Annotated in this window: 13 protein-coding genes; 6 read left to right on the top strand and 7 right to left on the bottom strand. The window is 69.1% G+C overall.

Annotation, left to right across the window (positions count from 1 at the left end):
• Positions 1 to 15 precede the first annotated feature (15 nt).
• Positions 16 to 999 (top strand): BtrH N-terminal domain-containing protein, encoded by a 984-nt coding sequence (locus AC5DRG_RS34070; protein WP_491803367.1) that lies wholly within the window; start codon positions 16 to 18, stop codon positions 997 to 999.
• Positions 1,000 to 1,003: 4 nt separating this feature from the next.
• On the opposite strand, the gene AC5DRG_RS34065 is transcribed toward AC5DRG_RS34070, so the two are convergent.
• Together AC5DRG_RS34065 and AC5DRG_RS34060 are read right to left on the bottom strand one after the other, a co-directional pair.
• Complete coding sequence (locus AC5DRG_RS34065; RefSeq protein WP_491803366.1) at positions 1,004 to 1,189, bottom strand: DUF397 domain-containing protein; 186 nt, start codon at positions 1,187 to 1,189, stop codon at positions 1,004 to 1,006.
• Positions 1,186 to 2,061: a helix-turn-helix domain-containing protein gene (locus tag AC5DRG_RS34060; protein WP_491803365.1), complete on the bottom strand. Its 876-nt coding sequence runs from the start codon at positions 2,059 to 2,061 to the stop codon at positions 1,186 to 1,188. The genes AC5DRG_RS34065 and AC5DRG_RS34060 overlap by 4 nt, the downstream gene beginning before the upstream one ends.
• A 154-nt stretch (positions 2,062 to 2,215) precedes the next feature.
• On the opposite strand from AC5DRG_RS34060, the gene AC5DRG_RS34055 reads away from it, so the two are divergent.
• Together AC5DRG_RS34055 and AC5DRG_RS34050 are read left to right on the top strand one after the other, a co-directional pair.
• Complete coding sequence (locus tag AC5DRG_RS34055) at positions 2,216 to 2,635, top strand: ATP-binding protein (protein WP_491803364.1); 420 nt, start codon at positions 2,216 to 2,218, stop codon at positions 2,633 to 2,635.
• 340 nt (positions 2,636 to 2,975) lie between these two features.
• Positions 2,976 to 3,881, top strand: a complete 906-nt coding sequence (locus tag AC5DRG_RS34050; protein WP_491803363.1) for an RpnC/YadD family protein — start codon at positions 2,976 to 2,978, stop codon at positions 3,879 to 3,881.
• A 59-nt stretch (positions 3,882 to 3,940) separates the two neighbouring features.
• Here the strand turns inward: AC5DRG_RS34050 and AC5DRG_RS34045 are convergent, their stop codons facing one another.
• The 4 genes from AC5DRG_RS34045 to AC5DRG_RS34030 all read right to left on the bottom strand — a co-directional run bounded on the left by AC5DRG_RS34045 (position 3,941) and on the right by AC5DRG_RS34030 (position 7,828).
• Positions 3,941 to 5,419: a GntP family permease gene (locus tag AC5DRG_RS34045; RefSeq protein ID WP_491803362.1), complete on the bottom strand. Its 1,479-nt coding sequence runs from the start codon at positions 5,417 to 5,419 to the stop codon at positions 3,941 to 3,943.
• Between the two features lie 117 nt (positions 5,420 to 5,536).
• Positions 5,537 to 5,947, bottom strand: coding sequence for a RidA family protein (locus tag AC5DRG_RS34040; protein WP_491803360.1), 411 nt, complete (start codon positions 5,945 to 5,947; stop codon positions 5,537 to 5,539).
• A 37-nt stretch (positions 5,948 to 5,984) separates the two neighbouring features.
• Positions 5,985 to 6,740, bottom strand: coding sequence for an IclR family transcriptional regulator (locus AC5DRG_RS34035; protein WP_491803359.1), 756 nt, complete (start codon positions 6,738 to 6,740; stop codon positions 5,985 to 5,987).
• A complete protein-coding gene (locus AC5DRG_RS34030; protein WP_491813239.1) occupies positions 6,737 to 7,828 on the bottom strand; it encodes a sugar kinase in 1,092 nt (363 codons plus the stop codon). Before AC5DRG_RS34030 ends, AC5DRG_RS34035 begins: the two co-directional genes overlap by 4 nt.
• A gap of 183 nt (positions 7,829 to 8,011) precedes the next feature.
• On the opposite strand from AC5DRG_RS34030, the gene AC5DRG_RS34025 reads away from it, so the two are divergent.
• Both AC5DRG_RS34025 and AC5DRG_RS34020 read left to right on the top strand, forming a co-directional pair.
• Positions 8,012 to 9,283, top strand: a complete 1,272-nt coding sequence (locus AC5DRG_RS34025) for an amino acid deaminase (protein WP_491803357.1) — start codon at positions 8,012 to 8,014, stop codon at positions 9,281 to 9,283.
• Positions 9,284 to 9,293: 10 nt separating this feature from the next.
• The gene (locus AC5DRG_RS34020; protein ID WP_491803356.1) at positions 9,294 to 10,904 is read left to right on the top strand and encodes an N-acyl-D-amino-acid deacylase family protein; all 1,611 of its coding nucleotides are present in this window, start codon (positions 9,294 to 9,296) and stop codon (positions 10,902 to 10,904) included.
• 48 nt (positions 10,905 to 10,952) lie between these two features.
• Here the strand turns inward: AC5DRG_RS34020 and AC5DRG_RS34015 are convergent, their stop codons facing one another.
• Positions 10,953 to 11,789 carry a S1 family peptidase gene (locus AC5DRG_RS34015; RefSeq protein WP_491803355.1) on the bottom strand — a complete coding sequence of 279 codons (837 nt, stop codon included), beginning with the start codon at positions 11,787 to 11,789 and terminating at the stop codon, positions 10,953 to 10,955.
• Positions 11,790 to 12,066: 277 nt separating this feature from the next.
• Here AC5DRG_RS34015 and AC5DRG_RS34010 point away from each other — a divergent pair, with 277 nt between their 5' ends.
• Positions 12,067 to 14,100 carry an NAD(+) synthase gene (locus AC5DRG_RS34010; protein WP_491803354.1) on the top strand — a complete coding sequence of 678 codons (2,034 nt, stop codon included), beginning with the start codon at positions 12,067 to 12,069 and terminating at the stop codon, positions 14,098 to 14,100.
• The last annotated feature ends 355 nt before the right edge of the window (positions 14,101 to 14,455 follow it).

The raw sequence follows: 14,455 nt of genomic DNA, 5'->3' as shown, positions 1-14,455 counted from the left end.
AATAGGGTCAGCGGCATGACCATGGTGAAGGGCATTGATGTCCGCGGTATGCAGCACTGCGAGACGACCGCGCTGGGCGTGCTGCTGCGGCATGAGGGACTCGACCTGTCCGAGCCCATGCTGTTCGGGCTCGGCGCCGGGCTGTCCTTCATCTACTGGGACAGCAAGGCCATGGGCTTTCCCTTCCTGGGAGGTCGGCTCAAGCCGTTCCAACTCACCAGGAACCTGACCGACGTACTCGGGCTTGAGCTGCTGGTCGGGGAGACCACCTCCCCGCGCAAGGCATGGCAGAACGTGGCGGAACCGATCGACGCCGGCCGGCCGGTCGGCCTTCAGCTCGACAGCTACCACCTGGACTACTTCAGCACCAAGGTGCACTTCGGCGGACACGTCGTGGCGATGTACGGCTACGACGACCAGGACGCCTACCTGGTGGACACTGCCCCGCAAGGCGGAGCCGTCACCACCAGCCTCGCCGCCCTGGCCAGAGCCCGAGCCGAACGCGGCCCCATGACCGCCAAGCACCGCTCCTTCACCATCACCGCGCCCAGCGGCCTGCCTTCACCGCAGGACCGGATCATCCCCGCGATCAAGGCCTGCGCCGACGCCTTCCTCAACCCACCCATCGCGAACCTGGGCCACCGGGGCATCGAGAAGACCGCGAAGCAAGTGCCGAAGTGGCTGCAGCGCACCGAGAATCCGCGGGAGGACTTGTCACAGGCCGCCCTCCTCATGGAGAAGGCCGGCACCGGCGGAGCCCTGTTCCGCAACCTCTACCGGGACTTCCTCGCCGAGTGCGCCCAGCTGATCGACAACAGCCACCTGCGGACTGGCCACAGCCTGTACACGGAGGCCGCCAACCTCTGGACCCAGGTGGCCGCGCAAGTCGCTGCAGCGGGCGAATCCGGTGACGCGAAGGAACTCACGCAGGCGGGCGCCATCCTCCACGAGCTCGCGCGCATCGAACGCGATGCGATGCAGGCACTCAGCAAGCTCTAGGTGGCTAGGGGACCTCGGAGGCGTACGCCACGAACTCCGTCCAGGATTCCGGGAGTAGGGCGAGCTGGGGGCCGGCGGTGTTCTTGGAGTCGCGGATGTGGACACTGCCGGAAGTGGTGGCGATCTCGACGCAGGACTCGCCGTCGGTGCCGCCGCTGTAGCTGCTCTTGAACCACTTCAGCTCGGTCATGTTTCTCCCAGCAGTTGCTCGATGAAGGCCAGCGACTCCCGTGGCGGGAAGGCCTGCGCCCGGATGGTGCCATATCGCAGCTCAATGATGCGCAGCTGCTTCGGGTCGGTGATCGGCCGCCCGTTGAACGCACCGTCGGAGCGCCCCACCGCCGTCCCGTCCGAGAACTTCAGCAGCTCGATCCTGCCGTCCAGCCCCGGATGGGCCTCGGTGTTCGTCGGCATGACCTGAAGTGTGACGTTGTGCAAGCGCCCCACCTCCAGCAGATGTTCGAGCTGCCGTCGCCACACCATTGTGCCCCCAACCTGTCGGCGCAGTGGTGCCTCCTCCAGCACGAAGTGGATCGACGGAGCCGGGTCGCGTTCGAAGACCGACTGCCGGGCCAGACGGGCGGCCACCATACGTTCCACGTCGTCCGGTGAGTACGGCGGCTGCGCCGCTGAGATCACGGCCCGTGCGTGCTCCGGCGTCTGCAACAGCCCGGCGATGATGTTGCACTCGTACACGCCGATCTCGACCGCCTGCGCCTCCAACTTCCCAAGCTCCCGCACCTTCTTCGGGTACCGGACCTTCTTCACGTCCTCCCAGGTCGCGGCGATGAGCCCACCCGCCTTCAACACCTTGTCGGCCTTGTACAGGTACTCCTGTCGAGGAATCCGCGTCCCGCCCTCGATCTTGTAGACCAGGTCCTCCCCATAACCGACCGCCAGCCCGAAGTCGGCGGCCCGCATCCCCACAGCCTCCCGCCGCAACTTCAACTGCCGCCCCACCGTGGCGATCACCGCGACTCCCCACTCATCGTCGGGATCAACCTCCCAACCCGGCTCGTCCGCCTCGGTCTTGAGCCGCCCCGCGTCACCCTCAGCCGACATCCCGCACCCCTCCGTCGTACGACCGTGCCGCACCGCCCCTACCCGTACGACCGCCCCCGACAGCCCGGACACCACCGGACAAGCTCTGGACAGTCACCGTACGCAACGGCGATGTCACTGTTAACGGTAAGCACGCACGGCCACGCTGAGTGACGTGATCCAAGAAACCGGCATCCGAAACTTCAGCGTGCTCCTGTCCCCCACACCGCGCGGAGCCCGCCTAGCCCGACTGCTCGCGACGGAGCAACTCCGCACCTGGGACGTCCCGTTGGACCCGGCGGAGCACATCGTGGCCGAGCTCGCGGCCAACGCGGCGACCCACGGCCGCGTACCGGGACGCGACTTCCGCCTGACGCTCTATGTCGTCGCCGACACCCTGCGCATCGAGGTCACGGACACGCGCGACGACCGCGTACCGCACCCCCAACACCCCGCCGACGATGCCGAGTCGGGTCGCGGACTACTCCTCGTGGACGCGCTGGCCGACCGCTGGGGCGTGGCGCCGGGACTGCGACCTCGTAAGACGGTGTGGGCCGAGGTGACCATCCCGCCGCACCGTCACCCTCACGGGTGAACATCACCAACTCAGCTGGATTTCGGCCCGGTTGCTTGCCTTACGCTCGCCGCAACACAACCGCAAACATGCAACGGCCCTCGCCGGGACGGCAATCCCAGTGCGAGGGCCTCACCACCAAGGAAGAGATCAGCTTCCCGATGGATACGCAAAACCTTAGCGCGCCCTCGCGCGCCCAGTCCCGTATCGCGGGCAAAGACCACCCCCACTCCGGCGGCCTCGAACACGACCACACCCGGGCACGACCCGCATCACCGCCGCACTGCGTGCGCTGGAGGGTCTACAGCATCCAACCGCCCTCCTCCCCCGGCACCACACCCCTTGAGCACGAAGGAACCGCATGGTCAGCCCGCCCCATGAGGCGATGCACCGCATCTTCCAGGAGTACCCCCGCCTGTTCTCCGGCGTCGCCCAAGCCCTCGACCTCGAATTCGCTCAGCCCAGCTCCGTCACGATCCTGCCGACCGACCTCACCGAGACCCGGCCCGTCGAACGCCGCGTGGACACGCTGCTGCGCTTCGAGTCCGACGGCGAGGACTCGTTTCTGCTGGCCATCGAGTCCCAGCGCGCGAAGGATCCCGACAAGCCCTCCAGCTGGGCCTACTACCTGTCCTTCCTCAGCACCAAGTACAAACTCCCGGTCCTGTTGCTGGTCGTCTCCCAGGACCGGGCCACGGCCGAGTGGGCCGCTCGGCCGGTGTCCCTCGGTCCCCGGCAGTGGCCCGGACTCACCCTGCGCCCGCTCGTGGCGGGGCCGCACAACATGCCGGTGATCACCGACCCGGCCGAGGCGCACGCCGACCCGGCGCTTGCCGCACTGTCCGCCATCACTCACGCGAAGGAACCGGTCATCGATGGGATACTGAAGGCATTGTCCGCCGCTCTGCGGGACGAACCGGAAGCCGTCGTAGACCCCATCGTCGAATTCATCGCGCAAGGTATCGGCGGCAACCGCCGGGCCGCAGAACTCTGGAGGAACCTGGTGGCTGTGGATCTTTCCTTCTACAAGTCATACCTCGCGGAAGAGATCCGCGAAGAAGGCCGCGAGAAAGGGCGCGCCGAAGGCATGGCCCAAGGCCACGCCCACGCGATACTGCGCGTCCTGGAGCAGCGCGGCATCGCCGTACCCGACGAAGCTCGCGAGCGGATCACCAGCTGTACCGACGCCGAGCTTCTTGACACCTGGCTCACCCGCGCCCTGACCGCCACCTCCGTCACAGAACTCTTCACGGAAGACGACGCCTGAGCCTCCGGGCCGGTGAGGGGCCATCGCCTCCTCACCGGCCCCGTCGGCCGCCGTACCGCCTACACGACCAAACTCAGCACCGCCGCCACCGCAAACCCAGCCACGGACAGCACCGTCTCCAGCACGGTCCACGTCTTCAGCGTGTCCCGTTCGCTGATGCCGAAGTACTTCGCGACCATCCAGAAGCCGCCGTCATTGACGTGCGAGGCGAAGATCGAGCCTGCCGAGATGGCCATGATGACCAGGGCGACGAAGGCCTGGGAGTGGTCGCCCTCCGAGAGCAGCGGCGCCACGATGCCCGCCGTCGTCACGATCGCGACCGTCGCCGAGCCCTGGGCGACCCGCAGGACCACCGAGATCAGGTACGACAGGACGATCACCGGGAGGCCCACGTCGTTGAAGGTGTCCGACAGGGCCTGGGCCACGCCGCCCGCCTTGAGGATCGCGCCGAAGATACCGCCCGCGCCGACGACCAGCAGGATGTTGCCGACGGGCTTGAGGGACGAGGTCGAGACCGTTTCCAGGGACCTGCGGGACCAGTCACGCCGGATGCCCAGCAAGTAGTACGCCAGGAGCAGCGCGATCGTCAGGGCGACGAAGGGGCTGCCGAAGAACTCGATCACCGAGCGGCCGGTGGACGGGTCCAGGGCGATCGACGAGAACGTGGACGCGAGGATCAGCACCAGCGGCGTACCGATGATGCCGAGGACCGTGCCCAGCGGCACCGGTGTCTCGCGCGGCTCCACGCCCTGCTCGCGCTGCTCGTTGATCACGGCGAGCTTGGCTTCCGCCGCCGCCTCGACCATGTCCTGCGGTACGGCGACGAAGATCCGCTTGCCGATCCACGCGGAGTAGACCCAGGCGGCGGCCACGGCGGGCAGGCCGCAGACCACGCCCATGAGGATGACCCAGCCGAGGTCGACGTGGAGGAGTCCGGCGGCGGCCACCGGGCCGGGGTGCGGCGGCAGGAACGCGTGCGTCACCGACAGGCCCGCCAGCAGGGGCAGGCAGTAGAGCAGGATCGACTTGCCGCTTCTCTTCGCCGCCGCGTACACGATCGGGGCGAGGACGAAGATGCCCACGTCGAAGAAGACCGGGATGCCGAAGATGAGGCCGGTCAACCCCATCGCCAACGGCGACCGCTTCTCGCCGAACAAGTTCAGCAGCCTGGACGCCAACACCTCGGCCCCGCCGCTGACTTCGAGGATCGCGCCCAGCATCGTACCGAGGCCGATGATGATCGCGACATGGCCGAGGATGCCGCCCATGCCCGACTCGATGGTCGACACCGCGTCCGAACGCTGGACCGTGCCGAAGAGTTCGGTCACCGAGAGGCCGGCCATCAGGCCGACGGCTATCGAGACGGCGAGCAGCGCCACGAACGGCTGGAGTCTCGCCTTGATGATCAGGAAGAGGAGGAGGGCGATTCCGATGGCGGCGACCGTCAGGAGGCCTGCGGTGCCGTCGATGAGGAGGAGCAGGCCTCCGGTGTGGGGTGGGGTTTCGGTGGGGGCGGTTGCGGCGAGCGGATAGGACATTTGGGGGTCCTCTGCGTAAGTACATGGAGCTTTCGGGCAGGGGGGATCGCGGCATGGCACCCCGAGGGGCGCCATGCCGTTTACGGCGTGCGGGAGTTGAGGGACCGTCAGGCGGGCTCAGCCCAGGACGGCCAGGGCGTCGATCTCGATGAGGAGCCCGGCGGGAAGGCCGACGTAGACCGTCGTACGGGCGGCCGGAGGAGCCGTGAGGGCCTGCTCCTCGAAGTAGGTGTTGTAGATGGCGTTCATCTCGGCGAAGTGGTCCACGTCCGTCAGATAGACGCGGATCATCATCACGTCGTCCCAGCTCGCGCCGCCCTCCTCCAGGATCGCCTTGACGTTGGCGAGGGTCTGGAGGGTCTGCTCGCGCAGGGTGGGACCGGCGGGCGTGGGCGGCTTGCCCTCCTCGGCCGGGAGGAAGCCGACCTGGCCGGCGACCTGAAGGATGTTCCCCTTCCGGACGCCGTGCGAGAACTTCGCGGGCGGGGCGGTGTGGGTCTTCGGAGTGATCGCGATCTTGTCTGTCATACGGAGTCCTTCATCCGAGGTCCTTCATGCGGGTCCGTTACTGGGGTCCTGGTGTCCTGCCGGAGTACTCGCCGCTGATGGCGTCCGCCGTACGGCGCACCAGCGGGAGGAGGGTGAGGAGTTCGTCGGCGGTGACGACGACGTTGGGCGCGGAGACCGACATCGCGGCGACGACCCGGCCGTCGGTGCCCCGGATCGGCGCGGCGACGCAGTTGATGGACTCCTCGTGGCCGCCGAGGTCGGTGGCCCAGCCCTGTTCGCGCACCTTCTCCAACTCCCGTAGGAACGCGGGGGCGTTGGGGGTGGAACGGGCCGTGTACATGGGGTAGTCGAGCTTGTCGGCGAGCACCCGCCGCTCCGTCTCCGGCAGGTCGGCGAGGAGGAGTTTCGCGACGGCCGCGACGGTGATGGCGACCGGCTTCCCGATCCGCGAGTACATCCGCACCGGGTACCGGCTCTCCACCTTGTCGATGTAGAGGACCTCGTTCTCCTCGTACACGGCGAGGTGGACGGTGTGCCCGCACTGCTCGTTGAGCCCTACGAGGTGAGGATGGGCGATCTCCCGGATGTCCAGGTTCTCGACGGCCTCCTGGGCGAGGGCGAAGAGCCGGGCGCCGAGGCGGTAGCGCTGGTCGGACTGGCGGTAGACGAGCCCGTGTTCATGGAGGGTCCGCAGGAGACGCAGGGCCGTGGACTTGTGGACGCCGAGCCGCTCGGCGACCTGCCCGAGGTCGGCGGGGCCCTCCGCGAGCAACGGCAGAATGCTCAGCGCACGGTCGACGGTCTGGCTCATGGCGTACGTACCTCCTCCTCGGCCCGCTGGTTCGTCCAGCCGGGGCCGAGTCGAAGTGTCCCCCACGTGTCGTCTGCCACGGCGGCCAGGCGGTCGGTGGTGTCGCGGCTGGGGGGTGTCGCCACGTCGCCGGGGGCGGTGAGGGCGGCGGCGGCCCAGAGGTGGCCGTGGCGAAGGCGGGCCTTCAGGGGAAGGTCACGGAGGGTCGCGGAGAGGAAGCCAGCGGCGAAGGCGTCGCCGGCTCCGGTGGTGGCTACGACGTCGACGTGCAGGGCGGGTACGCAGGTGCGGTGGGTGGGAGCTGGGCGGGAGTGGGTGTCGCTCACCCGGGCCGCAGCTTGCGACCCAGGGCCGCTGCCCAACCTGAGGGGCGCGGGGAACTGCGCGACCAGCCCCCACCGGCCCGCAGCCGACACGAATGCTGTAGCCCCCACCCCTCCTTGCTTGACCACCAACAAGCCCGGCTCGGGAAGCAGTTCCCGGACCGCCTCCGGCCCGCCCACGCACCCCCACGCCTCCTCCGCCTCGTCCTCCCCCACAAACACGATGTCGGCACCCCGCGCCAACTCCAGCAGCACGCGCGGACCGTCGACGTCGGCCCACAACCCGGGCCGGTGATTGACGTCGAAGGAGACAAGCGGGCGCCCCCGCCGGGGAGCGGTCAGCTCCCGCAGCAGCCCCAGACAGTCGTCGGACAGTGCCGCCGTGATCCCGGACAGATGAAGCACCCGCCCCGCGCGCACCGCGCCGAGGTCCACGTTGTCCACCGACATCGCCGAGGCCGCCGACCCCGCCCGGTAGTACGCCACCTCGTGAGCGTCGGTGGACCGGTCACCCGCCGTACGGAAGTAGATGCCCGTCGGCCGGTCAGGGTCCCGGTGCACGGCGCTCACATCGACCCCGTACCCGGCGATCCGCTCCACCAGATGCTGCCCGAACCCGTCGGCCCCCACCCGGCTCACCCACTTCACGGCATGACCGGCGGCAGCCAACCCGCACGCGACGTTCGACTCCGCGCCCCCGATGCTCCGGTCGAACGAGGGAACGTCGGCGAGGCGGCCGGGGACAGTGGGAAGGAACGTGACCATGGACTCGCCGAGCGCGACGACGTCCAAGACGTCGGGGGCATTCACGATGGTCGTAGCTCCTCGTCGTCTCGGGTCGCGGCGGCTCCATTGACCCGGCATTGGCCTGGATGTTAGACAGCATTAAGCGATATACGCAATGGCCGTTGCAAGCAATGCAACAACACACCTGACCAGGGAGGTCCCGTGTCCCCCGACACCGGCACCGAAGCGCTCGCCCGCCTCGCAGAGGACCGCGTCGACCACCGCTTCAAGGGCCTCCCCCCGGACGCCGACGGCCTGACCGTCGCCGAGCTGGCCGCCCAGCGCCGCAACCTCTTCACAGACGGCTTCACAACCCCCGTCCTCGCCCTCTCCGCCGAGCGCCTGGAACACAACCTCCGCCTGATGGAGACGTACGCGACCCGCCACGGCCTCGCCTTCGCCCCGCACGGCAAGACCTCCATGGCCCCCCAGCTCTTTCACCGCCAGATCGAGCACGGCGCCTGGGGCATCACCCTCGCGGTCCCCCACCAGGTGCGGGTGGCACGGGCGTTCGGCATCGAGCGGGTCTTCCTCGCCAACGAACTCGTCGACCCGGCGGCCCTGCGCTGGATCTCCTCCCAGCTGGGAGACGGCTTCCAGCTCATCTGTTACGTCGACTCCGTGCGCGGAGTCGAGCTGATGGACGCGGCTCTGCGTGGCGCCGCCCGCCCCCTGGACGTAGTCGTCGAACTCGCCGCCGGCGAGGGCGCCCGCACCGGCGTCCGTACGGAGGCGGAGTGCGCGGCGGTCGCGGATGCCGTTGCCGCCACCCAGACCCTGCGACTCGTCGGCGTCGCGGGCTACGAGGGCGAGGTCCCGCAGGCGACCCCGGAGCGGGTGCACACCTGGCTGCGCCGGCTGGTGTCCCTGGCCACGGAGTTCGACAAGGCCGGACGTTTTGCCGACACGGACGAGATTGTCATCAGCGCGGGTGGCAGCGCCTGGTTCGACGCGGTGGCCGACGTGTTCGCGGAGATCCCGGAACTCTCGCTCCCCGTACTGAAGTTGCTGCGCTCGGGCGCCTACGTCTCGCACGACGACGGCCACTACCGCAAGCTGACGCCCTTCAACCGGGTCCCGGAAGAGGGCGCCCTGGAGCCCGCCTTCCGCCTGTGGACACAGGTCGTCTCCCGCCCCTCCCCCGAGCAGGCCTTCACGAACGCGGGCAAGCGCGACGCGGCCTACGACCTGGACCTCCCCCTCCCCCAAGTGGTCCGCCGGGACGGCACCGAGCGCCCGGCCACCGGCATCGAGGTGACCGGCCTCTCCGACCAGCACGCCTGGGTGCGGACGACTCCGGAGGCGGACCTGGAGGTGGGCGACTGGCTCGGCCTGGGCCTGTCCCACCCGTGCACGTCCTTCGACAAGTGGCAGCTGATCCCGGTGGCCGAGGCGGACGGCACGGTCGTCGACTACATCCGTACGTTCTTCTAGGGGGCCTCGCATGGAAGAGCTAGTCATCCGCGACGCGGACGTAGTCGACGGCACCGGCACTCCCGCCTACCGCGCGGATGTCGTCGTGGACGGCGGCCGGATCGTCTCGATCGTCCAGGAGGCCGCGGCGTCCGGCTGCCAACGCCCAACCGCCCGCCGTGAGTTGGACGCAGACGGCCTCGTCCTCTCCCCCGGCTTCATCGACATGCACGCCCACAGCGACCTGGCCCTCCTCCGCGACCCGGACCACAGCGCCAAGGCCGCACAGGGGGTCACGCTCGAAGTCCTCGGCCAGGACGGGCTGTCGTACGCCCCGGTCGACGACCGCACCCTGGCAGAGGTCCGCCGTGCCATCACGGGCTGGAACGGCCACGGCGACGACATCGACTTCGACTGGCGTTCGGTGGGCGAGTACCTGGACCGGCTGGACCGCGGGATCGCCGTCAACGCCGCGTACCTGATCCCCCAGGGCACGGTCCGCATGCTGGCCGTCGGCTGGGACGACCGCGAGGCCACGCCCCAGGAGCTGGACCGTATGCGGCAGTTGGTCGCGGAGGGCATGGAGCAGGGCGCGCTAGGCATGTCGTCCGGCCTGACCTACACCCCCGGCATGTACGCCAAGGACGCCGAACTGACCGAACTGTGCCGGGTGGTGGCCCGCTACGGCGGCTACTACTGCCCGCACCACCGCTCCTACGGGGCGGGCGCGCTGCAGGCGTACGAGGAAATGATGACCCTGACCCGCGAGGCAGGCTGCTCTCTCCACCTCGCCCACGCCACCATGAACTTCGGCGTGAACAAGGGCCGGGCACCCGAACTGCTGGCACTCCTGGACGAGGCACTGGCATCCGGCGCGGACATCAGCCTCGACACGTACCCCTACACCCCCGGCTGCACAACTCTCGTGGCAATGCTGCCGAGTTGGGCGAGCGAGGGCGGCCCGGAGCAGATCCTCAAGCGCCTGGCCGACGACGAGACGGCCGAACGCATCCGCCACCACCTGGAGGTCATCGGCGCGGACGGCTGCCACGGCGTGCCGATCGAGTGGAACACGATCGAGATCTCGGGCGTAAGCGACCCGGCCTTCGCGGACTTCGTCGGCCATACGGTCCAGGAGTCGGCGAATGCACGCGGCCAGGCCCCCTGGACAACCGCCCGCCGCCTGCTCCTCGACGACCGACTCGGCTCGACGATCCTCCAGCACGTGGGCCACGAGGAGAACGTCCAGCAGATCATGCGCCACCGCGTCCACACGGGCGGCTCCGACGGCGTACTCCAGGGCAGCAAGCCGCACCCACGGGCGTACGGCACCTTCCCCCACTATCTCGGCCGGTACGTAAGGGAGTTGGGCGTCCTGTCCCTGGAGGAATGCGTCGCCCACCTGACCGGCCGCCCGGCCTCCCGCCTACGTCTCCCGGACCGTGGCCTGGTCCGCGAGGGCTACCGCGCCGACCTGGTCCTGTTCGACCCGGAGACGGTGGCAGCGGGCTCCACCTTCGACAATCCCCGAGTCCTCCCGACAGGCATCCCGCACGTCCTGATCGACGGGAGGTTCGTGATCGAGGAAGGCCGGCGCACGGACGTGTTGGCGGGGCGGGCGGTCCGTCGCAGTCCCATGTGACGGAACGCCGCCCTCACAACCGTAGAACTGCTGCTGCTACTGCTGCTGCTACGGCTTCGGCAGGGTGCAAGCGCTGGCGCTGAGGTTGAGCTGGTTGCCGGTCGTGAAGCAGGCCGGGATGTTGTAGATCTCCTGGGCGTAGTTGATGCCCTCGCGGACGGTGACGTTGCCGCTCTCGTCGACCTCGCACGGGTTGTTCTCCGTGCAGGTCCCGCCGTCCTCGTTGCCGGTGTTGTTGACGGCGACGACCTTCCCTGTCGCCACGTCGATCACCGGCGAGCCCGAGGTGCCGCCGATGGTCTGGCAGGCGGAGGTGTAGCGGACCGAGTCCTTCCAGGTCCAGTCGCCCTCCTTGAGGCGGTAGGCGAACCCGTCGATGCTGCAGTTGTAGAGCGTCTTCCAGTAGCCGGAGGCCACGGTGATGGCGGTTCCGGCGGTCGGGTGCGTGTCCTGCACGGTCAGCGGGGAGATGCCCGTCGCGCTCTTGATCGTCGCGTACGTGCTGGTGAGCTGGTAGATCGAGACGTCCGTGTCGGTCATCGTCGCGTAGGCGAGCTTGCTGGCGCGCAGGGTCGCGACCCGGGTGCCGGCGGAGTTGAGCAGGCCGAAGGTCCGGCTGGAGGCGGTGTTGGTGAGGACCTCGCCCGGCTCCGGGAAGCCGGTCGTCAGGCAGTGGCCGTTGCTGAGCACGAGCGCCGGGTCGGTGTCCAGGGAGTTCGGGAAGCGGATGACCGATCCGGAGCAGTTGCTGAGCGCCACGGTCCCGGCCAGGGTGACGGCCTGGAGCGTGGGCGCCGCCGCCTCCTTGGTGGTGGCGACAGCGGGTGCCGCGCCCGCCCCGGTGATCACCAGGGCTGCGAGCGTGGCAAGGAGAGGCTTGTTCATGTGGGGGTCCCCTCTGGGATGCTGCGACGTGGGTGACCGGAGATCTTCCGGCCGCCCGCCGCGTTGTCATGTGCATTGTGATCGCAGAGGGGTTCCTGGACAAGGACTTGTTTCCGGGCGGGAGTTGGCGTATTCGCGAGGCGCGGTCGGCAGGGCGCAATTCATGCCATCCCCAACGATCGATTAGGTTCGCCGTACGACGATGTCCGAAGGAAGGGAAGGGCCCCATGATCAGCGAGCGCCCGGGGCTGTACGAGACGCTGAAGGCGGAAGCCCGATGAACATCCGCTCCATCTACCAGCACGGCTTCGCACGCATCGCCGCGTGCACCGGCCACGTCTCCCTCGCCGACCCGCCCGCCAACGCCGAGTCGGTGCTGCGCCAGGCCCGCCGCTGCGCCGACGACGGGGTAGCAGTGGCCGTATTCCCCGAGCTCACCCTGACCGGTTACTCGATCGAGGACCTCCTCCTCCAGGACGTCGTGCTCGACGAGGTCGAGACCGCGCTGGAAACGGTCGTGGCCGGCTCGGCCGACCTCCTGACGGTGCTCGTCGTCGGCGCCCCGCTGCGGTACCGCAACCGCGTCCACAACTGCGCGGTGATCGTGCACCGCGGGCGGATCCTGGGCGTCGTACCCAAGTCGTACGTGCCCAACTACCGCGAACTGTACGAGCGCCGGCAGATCGCGGCGGGCGACGGCGAGCGCGGCGGCACGATCCGGATCGGCGGCGCGAGCGTGCCCTTCGGCGTCGATCTGCTCTTCGCGGCGGACGACGTACCCGGTCTGGTGCTGCACGCGGAGATCTGCGAGGACATGTGGGTGCCGGTGCCACCGAGCGCGGAGGCGGCGCTGGCAGGCGCGACCGTACTGGTCAACCTCTCGGGCAGCCCGATCACCGTAGGCCGGGCCGAGGACCGCAAGCTGCTGTGCCGCTCGGCGTCGGCGCGCTGTCTGGCGGCCTACGTCTACGCGGCGGCCGGCCCGGGCGAGTCAACGACCGACCTGTCCTGGGACGGCCAGACCCTGATCTACGAGAACGGGACCCTGCTCGCAGAAACCGAGCGCTTCCCCCTGGACGACCAGAGCGCGGTGGCCGACATCGACCTGGACCTGCTGATGCAGGAGCGCCTGCGGATGGGCACGTTCGACGACAACCGCCGCGCCCACGCCGCCCGCACCGACGGTTTCAGGCAGGTGCCGTTCCACCTGGCACCACCGACCACCGACCTCGGCCTGCGCCGCCGGGTCGAGCGGTTCCCGTTCGTACCGGCCGACCCCGACCGACTCGCCCAGGACTGCTACGAGGCGTACAACATCCAGGTCGCGGGCCTGCAGCAGCGCCTGGCGGAGATCGGCGGCCCGAAGGTAGTCATCGGAGTCTCCGGCGGCCTGGACTCCACGCACGCGCTGATCGTCGCCGCCCGCGCCATGGACCGCGCGGGCCGCCCGCGCAGCGACATCCTGGCCTACACCCTCCCCGGATTCGCCACCAGCGACCACACGAAGGGCAACGCCCACCGCCTGATGCGCGCACTCGGCGTCACGGCGGCCGAGCTGGACATCAAGCCGACCGCACGCCTGATGCTCCAGGAGATGGGCCACCCCTTCTCTTCCGGCGAGCCGGTCTACGACGTCACCTTCGAGAACGTCCAGGCCGGCCTCCGCACCGATTACCTCTTCCGCCTCGCCAACCAGCACGGCGGCATCGTCCTCGGCACAGGCGACCTGTCCGAACTCGCCCTCGGCTGGTGCACCTACGGCGTCGGCGACCAGATGAGCCACTACAACGTCAACACAGGCGCCCCGAAAACCCTCATCCAGCACCTGATCCGCTGGGTCGTCAGCAGCGGCCAGTTCGACGAGGAGACCGGCCGGACCCTCACCGCGATCCTCGACACGGAGATCAGCCCGGAGCTGGTACCGGGCGAGGAACTGCAGTCGACGGAGTCCAGGATCGGCCCGTACGCACTGCACGACTTCACCCTCTACTACGTACTGCGCCACGGCTTCCGCCCGTCAAAGATCGGCTTCCTGGCCTGGCACGCCTGGCGTGACCAGGACACGGGCGCGTGGCCCCCGGACTTCCCCGGCTCCAAGCAGGTCTCCTACGACCTCCCGGAGATCTGGCACTGGCTGGAGGTCTTCTGCCGCCGCTTCTTCGCCTTCGCCCAGTTCAAACGCTCCGCCATGCCCAACGGTCCCAAGGTCTCCGCCGGCGGTTCCCTCTCGCCGCGCGGCGACTGGCGAGCACCGTCGGACGGCAACGCGCGGGCTTGGCTGCGGGAGTTGGGGCGGTGGGACGTGTCGTGATTGGCCTCTTCGGCCCAGACGGCAAGAGGAAAACCGCAGGTCGGCACCCCCTGCCCTGGGCCGAACGCTCCAATCACCCACCTCACCCCGCCCCACCCCACCGGCCGTTCGCCGCTGAGCCGACCCGGCGTGCAGGCGAGGCGCGACCGCGACCGTCAACTCCGGCCAGGCGCACGGCCGACGGCTGCCGCCAACCTACCCGGGACCCCCGCTTTCCGGGCCGCGGAAGCACGACACTGACAAGGAAGCGGGCGGCCCCGACGACCACGCCTCCAACGGGCGGGCGAACCCGCGGCCCCCTTACGACTGTCCCGGCCGACGGTTGAACCGCTTCCTCTCGGTGCCCGTTGTGTCG

Source organism: Streptomyces sp. JLBG701 (assembly GCF_058544905.1).
Note: the sequence above shows the minus strand (reverse complement) of the source record. Positions and strands in the feature narration are given on the sequence as shown.

Excerpts from the sequence above, each read along its gene's own strand:
- AC5DRG_RS34060 (WP_491803365.1), bottom strand. The coding sequence starts at position 2,061 with ATGTCGGCTGAGGGTGACGCGGGGCGGCTCAAGACCGAGGCGGACGAG.
- AC5DRG_RS34045 (WP_491803362.1), bottom strand. The coding sequence starts at position 5,419 with ATGTCCTATCCGCTCGCCGCAACCGCCCCCACCGAAACCCCACCCCAC.
- AC5DRG_RS34015 (WP_491803355.1), bottom strand. The coding sequence starts at position 11,789 with ATGAACAAGCCTCTCCTTGCCACGCTCGCAGCCCTGGTGATCACCGGG.
- AC5DRG_RS34040 (WP_491803360.1), bottom strand. The coding sequence starts at position 5,947 with ATGACAGACAAGATCGCGATCACTCCGAAGACCCACACCGCCCCGCCC.
- AC5DRG_RS34035 (WP_491803359.1), bottom strand. The coding sequence starts at position 6,740 with ATGAGCCAGACCGTCGACCGTGCGCTGAGCATTCTGCCGTTGCTCGCG.
- AC5DRG_RS34030 (WP_491813239.1), bottom strand. The coding sequence starts at position 7,828 with ATGGTCACGTTCCTTCCCACTGTCCCCGGCCGCCTCGCCGACGTTCCC.
- AC5DRG_RS34050 (WP_491803363.1), top strand. The coding sequence starts at position 2,976 with ATGGTCAGCCCGCCCCATGAGGCGATGCACCGCATCTTCCAGGAGTAC.
- AC5DRG_RS34065 (WP_491803366.1), bottom strand. The coding sequence starts at position 1,189 with ATGACCGAGCTGAAGTGGTTCAAGAGCAGCTACAGCGGCGGCACCGAC.
- AC5DRG_RS34010 (WP_491803354.1), top strand. The coding sequence starts at position 12,067 with ATGAACATCCGCTCCATCTACCAGCACGGCTTCGCACGCATCGCCGCG.
- AC5DRG_RS34020 (WP_491803356.1), top strand. The coding sequence starts at position 9,294 with ATGGAAGAGCTAGTCATCCGCGACGCGGACGTAGTCGACGGCACCGGC.
- AC5DRG_RS34070 (WP_491803367.1), top strand. The coding sequence starts at position 16 with ATGACCATGGTGAAGGGCATTGATGTCCGCGGTATGCAGCACTGCGAG.